This is a genomic window from Campylobacter sp. IFREMER_LSEM_CL1846 (assembly GCF_025772105.1).
Taxonomy (GTDB): Bacteria; Campylobacterota; Campylobacteria; order Campylobacterales; family Campylobacteraceae; genus Campylobacter_D; species Campylobacter_D lari_D.
This window is the reverse complement of sequence record NZ_JAKMRM010000006.1, coordinates 85,913-92,337: the sequence shown is the minus strand read 5'-3', so window position 1 is coordinate 92,337 and position 6,425 is coordinate 85,913. Positions and strand designations below refer to the sequence as shown.

Here is a 6,425-nt window from a genome sequence, read left to right as displayed (position 1 = left end):
ATTAGCTTAATCCTTAAATTAGTTTATATTTTATGCTTATTGTTAGTTGTTATTTTTTTATTTGGTTATAAAATTTATTTTTATATATTATTTAGTTATATTGTGAAAATTTTTAATTAATTTGTGTTGATTAGATAGGGTATTTATTATTATTTTTTTATTTTATAAAATTTAGTTTTATATGCTATTTAGCTGTTTATTGGTTTAATTTTTAGAGTGGTTTGTTTTTTTTATTTTGTTATCGATTTTTATTCTTATATGTTATGGTTTTTGGGTTTATTGTTTTATTTTTTTATGGTTTAGATTTGTGTTGTTAGTTATTGAATTGTTTTAATGGCTTATTTGGTGGTTGGTTTTATTATTTTATTTTTTGTGATTTTTATTTAGCGGTTTAGCCAACTTGGTTGTTAACCGTAGATATTTTAATTCTTATTTTTAGTGTTTGATTTAGTTTTAGGTTTTTTATGGTTGTTAGCTGTAGGTGATTTTTTAATTTCTAGTTTTTAATTATTTATTTTTTTATTAATCTGGTAAATTAGGTTTTTTTATTTTTAGTATAGTTTTTAAATTTGGTTTTTAATCTATGTTGAAGTATTCTAATAATTTATTGGTAGTTTATTTTTAATTGTTTGTTGACTTTTTTATCAATTTGCTAAAATTATTTTTTGTTTTTTAGTAGTTTGCTAAATATGTTTTAGTTTTTTAGATTATATTTCTTATATTTCTTATATTTCTTATATTTCTTATATTTCTTATATTTCTTATATTTCTTATATTTCTTATATTTCTTATATTTCTTATATTTCTTATATTTCTTATATTGCGTTTTTTTTAATTAATTTATAGTTTTTTTATTTTTTATGCTTTTTAGAAATTTATTTAGTTTTATGTTGTTTGGGTATTTGACTTGGTTTTATCATTCTTTATTTTTAGTAATTTATTAGCTTGCTTGTTTTTAATTTTAAAATGCTTATAGTGAATTTAATAAATTTTTGTTTTTAGTTTTTACTTTTTAGTTTTATATTGAAATAGTATTGTAAAGTGTGATGTGTGATATTGTTTACAATAAAGTTTATAATAAGTCATTGTATTGGTGGATAATTGGTTGTGATTATATGAGATATTTACTATGAATTAGAGGGTTTAGTTGTTCTAATAGGGTAAGGTTTTTAGTTGAGTTTTAGTAGATTATAATATAATATTAGGATGATGTTAAATAAGTTAGATTTTTTCTTAAAAGATAATAATATATTTCTAAGTGGTTCTGCTGGAGTTGGTAAATCATTTTTAACTACAGAACTTGTTAAATTATATAGAAAACAAGGTAGAATTGTTGTTGTATTAGGTTCTACTGGATTAAGTGCATTTAATATAGGAGGAGTTACTTTACATAGTTTTTTTGCCTTTAAAAGATGTCAAAATTATGATGAATTGTATTATGAAGATCGAAAACAAAGAAATAAGTTAGAAAAATTAAAAAGAATTTTAAAACAATGTGATTTATTAATTATTGATGAAATTTCTATGATAAGTGCATCTTTGATGGAAATGATTTATTATAGATTAACAAGAAGTGACTTTAGTGGTAAAATTTTATTAGTCGGTGATTTTTTTCAACTTCCACCTGTAATAAACTACAAAGAGAATCAAAACACTTTATTTCAAAATACTCTATATGCTTTTTCTTCGCAAGCTTGGAATGATCTTAAATTTATTAATTTAAGACTTAGTATTACTAAAAGAACTTTAGATAAACAATTTTATGAATATTTATTTTTTCTTAGAATTGGCAAAGTAAATCAAGAAATACTAAGTTTTTTTAAAAAAATGTTAATTTATCCAAAAGATTTGCTTGAGTATATGGACGAATATACCCTATTGTGTGCTACAAATAAAAAAGCTAATTGTATAAATGCTAAAAAATTAAATCTTTTGCAAGGTAAAGAAAAAATATTTAAATCAAGAATGGAAAAATTAGATTATACTTTAGATGATAAAATTTATGAGCAGTGGATTAAAGGATTAAATTCTTTAGAGGAGTTAAAATTAAAAATAGGTTCTAAGATTATTTTTTGTGTAAATAATAAAGAGGAAAATTATTACAATGGAGAACAAGGAATTATTTTAGATTTTATAAAAGATAAAGAGCAAGAATATATTCTGATAGAGAAAAATAATGGTGAAAGATTGAAATTAAAACCATATGAATATACCTTAGAAGAGTATGAGTTAGACAAAGATGAAAAACTAGAAGTTAAGATAAAAGCTAAATTTGTTCAATTTCCTATAAAACTAGCTTATGCTATAACAATCCATAAATCTCAAGGTATGAGTATTGATAAATTAATATGTGACATTGATGGAATTTTTGAAAAAGGACAATTATATGTATGTTTATCAAGGGCCATTAATCCTTGTAATTTAAAAATCATATATAATTATAAAATGCCTTTTGAGGATTATTTTTTAAGAATTTTAAAAACCGATAAAGAAGTGAAAAAATTTTATTTACAAGAAAAATTTATAGATTTAGAAGAAGATGAGGAGATAATATGAAATGGATTATAGTTTTGCTTTTAATGTTTTTTAATATCCATGCTAGTTCCTTGAGTATAGAAAATTTTAGAACTGATTTATATTCAAAGGTTGGAAATAATACTTTAAAAAAAATTGAAATGAATTTAGATTTTGAGGGAGAAAATTTAGATCAAAAGAAAATTATAGATGCTTTAAACACTATTGTATCCAGTTATTTTTATGAAGATTTATTTACAGAAATTGGTAAAAATAATTTTAAGGAAACCTTGCTTAAATTTAGTAATAAAAAATATAAAACTCAAATTAAAAATATTTATATTTTAAAAATTAATTCGGTAGCTAAGTTTGACTTGGAAGAATTTAAGCGTTTTATAAATGATTTGGAAAAAAAAGATGACAATACAATAAAAACTATCAAACAAAAGGGAATTCAAGATAATTCCAAAGTTGCAAAAAATACAGATCAAAATAATACTCAATCAAAAGATATAAATACCGATCAAATAAACAGCAATGATAAAGATGGTAATAAAAGTTTTAATCAAGATACTAACACAAGTAAAGAGACTATGGATATGATTTTAAAAACCATGGAAAAAACTCAAATGCAAATGTTAGCTCCAAGTAAAGAACAGCAAGATTTGTTTAATGAAATACCATTTTGATTATTGAATAATATCAAAATGGCTTGGGATTTTTGGTATAAAAATGTTTTCGTTGATATTTTGATCAAATTTCTGATTATAAAAATAAATACTAACTAAGTTTCCCAACTCATCTTTATAAGAAATATTACTAAGATTATCATTTTTTAGTTTGATATTATATGTGATATTTTCGTATTTTGCTTCATAATTTTCATGAGATATTAATTTTGCATTTTTAAAAATTTCTTGAAGATTTGGTAAATTTTGCAATTGAGTATAAATGGCTTGTTCTAACTCAGGCTCTATGATAATAACTTCTTTGTGATTGATATAAATTTGTTTTTTATTTGGTTTAGTATAATTCCAAAAGGCTTTATTTTGAGTAATGATAAAATTTCCTTTATAATTTAGCGAAGAATTATTGCCTTGCACCTTTTGTTCAAAATCACTACTAAAATTTTTAAAATTTATATCAAAAGCAAAAATACTACAAACAAATAACATTAAAAATATAAAATATCTCATAATTATCCTTTAAAAATTTTGTAAATTATATAAAATTTATCCAAACAAAACTTTTTATATAGTTCTAATTAAATTCAAGGTATAATCTAGCATATATTTTTGTAATTAAAGGTAAAAAAATGTTTTCTAGTGTATTTAAAGCAATATTTGGCACAAAAAATGATCGAGAAGTAAAAAAATATTTAAAGAGGGTTGCACAAATTAATGCTTTAGAATCAAAATACCAAAATTTAAGCGATGATGAATTAAAACAAGTATTTATAGAATTTAAAACACAAATTCAAAAAGAAGAACAAACTTTAGACCAAATATTGAATGATGTTTTTGCGATAGTTAGAGAAGTAGGAAAAAGAACTCTTAATATGCGTCATTTTGATGTGCAATTAATTGGTGGTATGGTTTTACATGATGGAAAAATTGCTGAAATGAAAACTGGGGAAGGTAAAACCTTGGTTGCAACTTTACCTGTTGTATTAAATGCTATGAGTGGTAAGGGTGTGCATGTGGTTACCGTAAATGATTATTTGGCTAAAAGAGATGCAGAGCAAATGAGTGCTATTTATAATTTTTTAGGTTTTAGTGTAGGTGTGATACTTTCAGAACAAAATAGTGATGAGGCACATAAAAAAGCTTATGAGTGTGATATAACTTATGGTACAAATAATGAATTAGGCTTTGATTATTTACGCGATAACATGAAATTTTCAAAGCTTGAAAAAGTACAAAGAGAGCATAATTTTGTTATAGTTGATGAAGTGGATAGTATTTTAATAGATGAAGCAAGAACTCCGCTTATTATAAGTGGGCCTACAAATAGAACTTTAGACGGCTATGTTAAAGCAAATGAAGTAGCAAAACAAATGCAAAAAGGCCAAGCAGCTACTACTCCTCAAGAATTGCCAAGTGGTGATTTTGTTGTCGATGAGAAAAATAGAACTATTATGATTACAGAGGCTGGAATTTCTAAGGCTGAAAAATTATTTGGAGTAGAAAATTTATATAGCTTAGATAATGCAATATTGGCCCATCAGCTTGACCAGGCTTTAAAAGCGCATAATTTATTTGAAAAAGATGTGCATTATGTATTAAGAGATAAAGAAGTTGTAATTGTTGATGAATTCACGGGAAGATTAAGCGAGGGAAGACGCTTTAGTGATGGTTTACACCAAGCATTAGAAGCTAAAGAAGGGGTAAAAATTCAGGAAGAAAGTCAAACTTTAGCAGATATTACTTTCCAAAATTATTTTAGAATGTATAAAAAGTTAGCAGGCATGACAGGTACTGCACAAACTGAGGCAACGGAATTTTCTCAAATTTATAATTTAGATGTAGTTTCTATACCTACAAATATACCAATTGCAAGAATAGATAAAGATGATTTGATTTATAAAACTCAAGAAGAAAAATTTAAAGCAGTTATTGAAGAGATAAAAAAAGCAAATGCAAAGGGTCAGCCAGTTTTAGTGGGAACTGCAAGTATTGAAAGAAGTGAAGTATTTCATAATATGCTTGTAAAAGAACGCATTCCTCATCATGTGCTTAATGCTAAAAATCACGAGCAAGAAGCTTTGATTATCCAAGATGCAGGTAAAAAAGGTGCAGTGACTATAGCTACTAATATGGCAGGTCGTGGGGTTGATATAAAAATAGATGATGAAATAAGAGCTTTAGGCGGGCTTTATATTATAGGAACTGAGCGTCATGAAAGCAGAAGAATAGATAATCAACTTCGTGGTCGTGCAGGGCGTCAAGGTGATCCTGGTGTAAGTAGATTTTACTTAAGTTTAGAGGATAATCTTTTGAGAATTTTTGGTGGTGACCGCATAAAAAATATCATGGAAAGATTAGGTATAGAAGAGGGCGAGCATATAGAAAGTCGTATTGTTACAAGAGCTGTTGAGAATGCGCAAAAAAAAGTTGAAAGCTTGCATTTTGAGAGCAGAAAACATTTGCTTGAATATGATGATGTGGCAAATGAACAAAGAAAGACTATTTATAATTATAGAAATGAATTGTTAGATGAAGAATTTGACTTGCAAGATAAAATTTTAAAAAATATTGCTGAGTATAGTAATCACTTAGTAAGCCAAATTTATCTAAATGCAGAACTTGAAGATGATGTTAAGCATTTTGAAAGCTTAAAGCAAAAAGTAAATTATGAGTGTAATCTTGAGCTTAGTGAAGCTGATTTTAAAGATTTAGGTGTAATTGAAGCAGAAAATAAATTAAGTGAAATTTTAGAAAAAGCTTACAAAGATAAAATGAATATTATTGAAGATAAGGAAGCCAGAAGAATTGAAAGAATTCTATATCTTCAAATTTTGGATAATCTATGGAGAGAGCATTTATACCAAATGGATATTTTAAAAACTGGTATAGGTTTAAGAAGTTATAATCAAAAAGATCCTTTAGTAGAATATAAAAAAGAAAGCTATAATCTTTTCATGGAGCTTGTTGAGCGTGTTAAATTTGATAGTTTGAAATTGTTATTTAATGTAGTTTTTACTCAAAAAGAAGCACAGAATTTTGAAGAAAAAAGCCATGAACAAAACGAGCAGTTTTTAGCTAGTACTACAGAAAGTGGTGTTGATGAAAATGGTGAAGCACAAATTACTAAAGTGCCTAGAAATTCACCTTGTCCTTGCGGTAGTGGTAAAAAATATAAAGAATGTCATGGTAAAAGTGGTCCTAAAAAGGGTATTTTAGCTTAAGGTT

4 protein-coding genes are annotated in these 6,425 nt (G+C 25.3%); 3 read left to right on the top strand and 1 reads right to left on the bottom strand.

Annotation, left to right across the window (positions count from 1 at the left end; translation table 11 throughout):
- Nucleotides 1-1,209 precede the first annotated feature (1,209 nt).
- Together L8W40_RS04410 and L8W40_RS04405 are read left to right on the top strand one after the other, a co-directional pair.
- A complete protein-coding gene (locus tag L8W40_RS04410; RefSeq protein ID WP_263664769.1) occupies nt 1,210-2,556 on the top strand; it encodes an ATP-dependent DNA helicase in 1,347 nt (448 codons plus the stop codon).
- A complete protein-coding gene (locus L8W40_RS04405) occupies nt 2,553-3,203 on the top strand; it encodes a hypothetical protein (RefSeq protein ID WP_263664768.1) in 651 nt (216 codons plus the stop codon). The genes L8W40_RS04410 and L8W40_RS04405 overlap by 4 nt, the downstream gene beginning before the upstream one ends.
- On the opposite strand, the gene lolA is transcribed toward L8W40_RS04405, so the two are convergent.
- Entirely contained in the window at nt 3,204-3,710 is a 507-nt protein-coding gene (lolA, locus tag L8W40_RS04400; RefSeq protein WP_263664767.1) for a LolA-like outer membrane lipoprotein chaperone, read from the bottom strand. It lies immediately after the preceding gene.
- 119 nt (nt 3,711-3,829) lie between these two features.
- On the opposite strand from lolA, the gene secA reads away from it, so the two are divergent.
- On the top strand, nt 3,830-6,421 hold the full coding sequence (secA, locus tag L8W40_RS04395; RefSeq protein ID WP_263664766.1) for a preprotein translocase subunit SecA: 2,592 nt from the start codon (nt 3,830-3,832) through the stop codon (nt 6,419-6,421).
- Nucleotides 6,422-6,425 lie beyond the last annotated feature (4 nt).

Coding starts and splice junctions, on each gene's coding strand:
- L8W40_RS04410 (WP_263664769.1), top strand. CDS start 1,210: ATGTTAAATAAGTTAGATTTTTTCTTAAAAGATAATAATATATTTCTA.
- L8W40_RS04405 (WP_263664768.1), top strand. CDS start 2,553: ATGAAATGGATTATAGTTTTGCTTTTAATGTTTTTTAATATCCATGCT.
- lolA (WP_263664767.1), bottom strand. CDS start 3,710: ATGAGATATTTTATATTTTTAATGTTATTTGTTTGTAGTATTTTTGCT.
- secA (WP_263664766.1), top strand. CDS start 3,830: ATGTTTTCTAGTGTATTTAAAGCAATATTTGGCACAAAAAATGATCGA.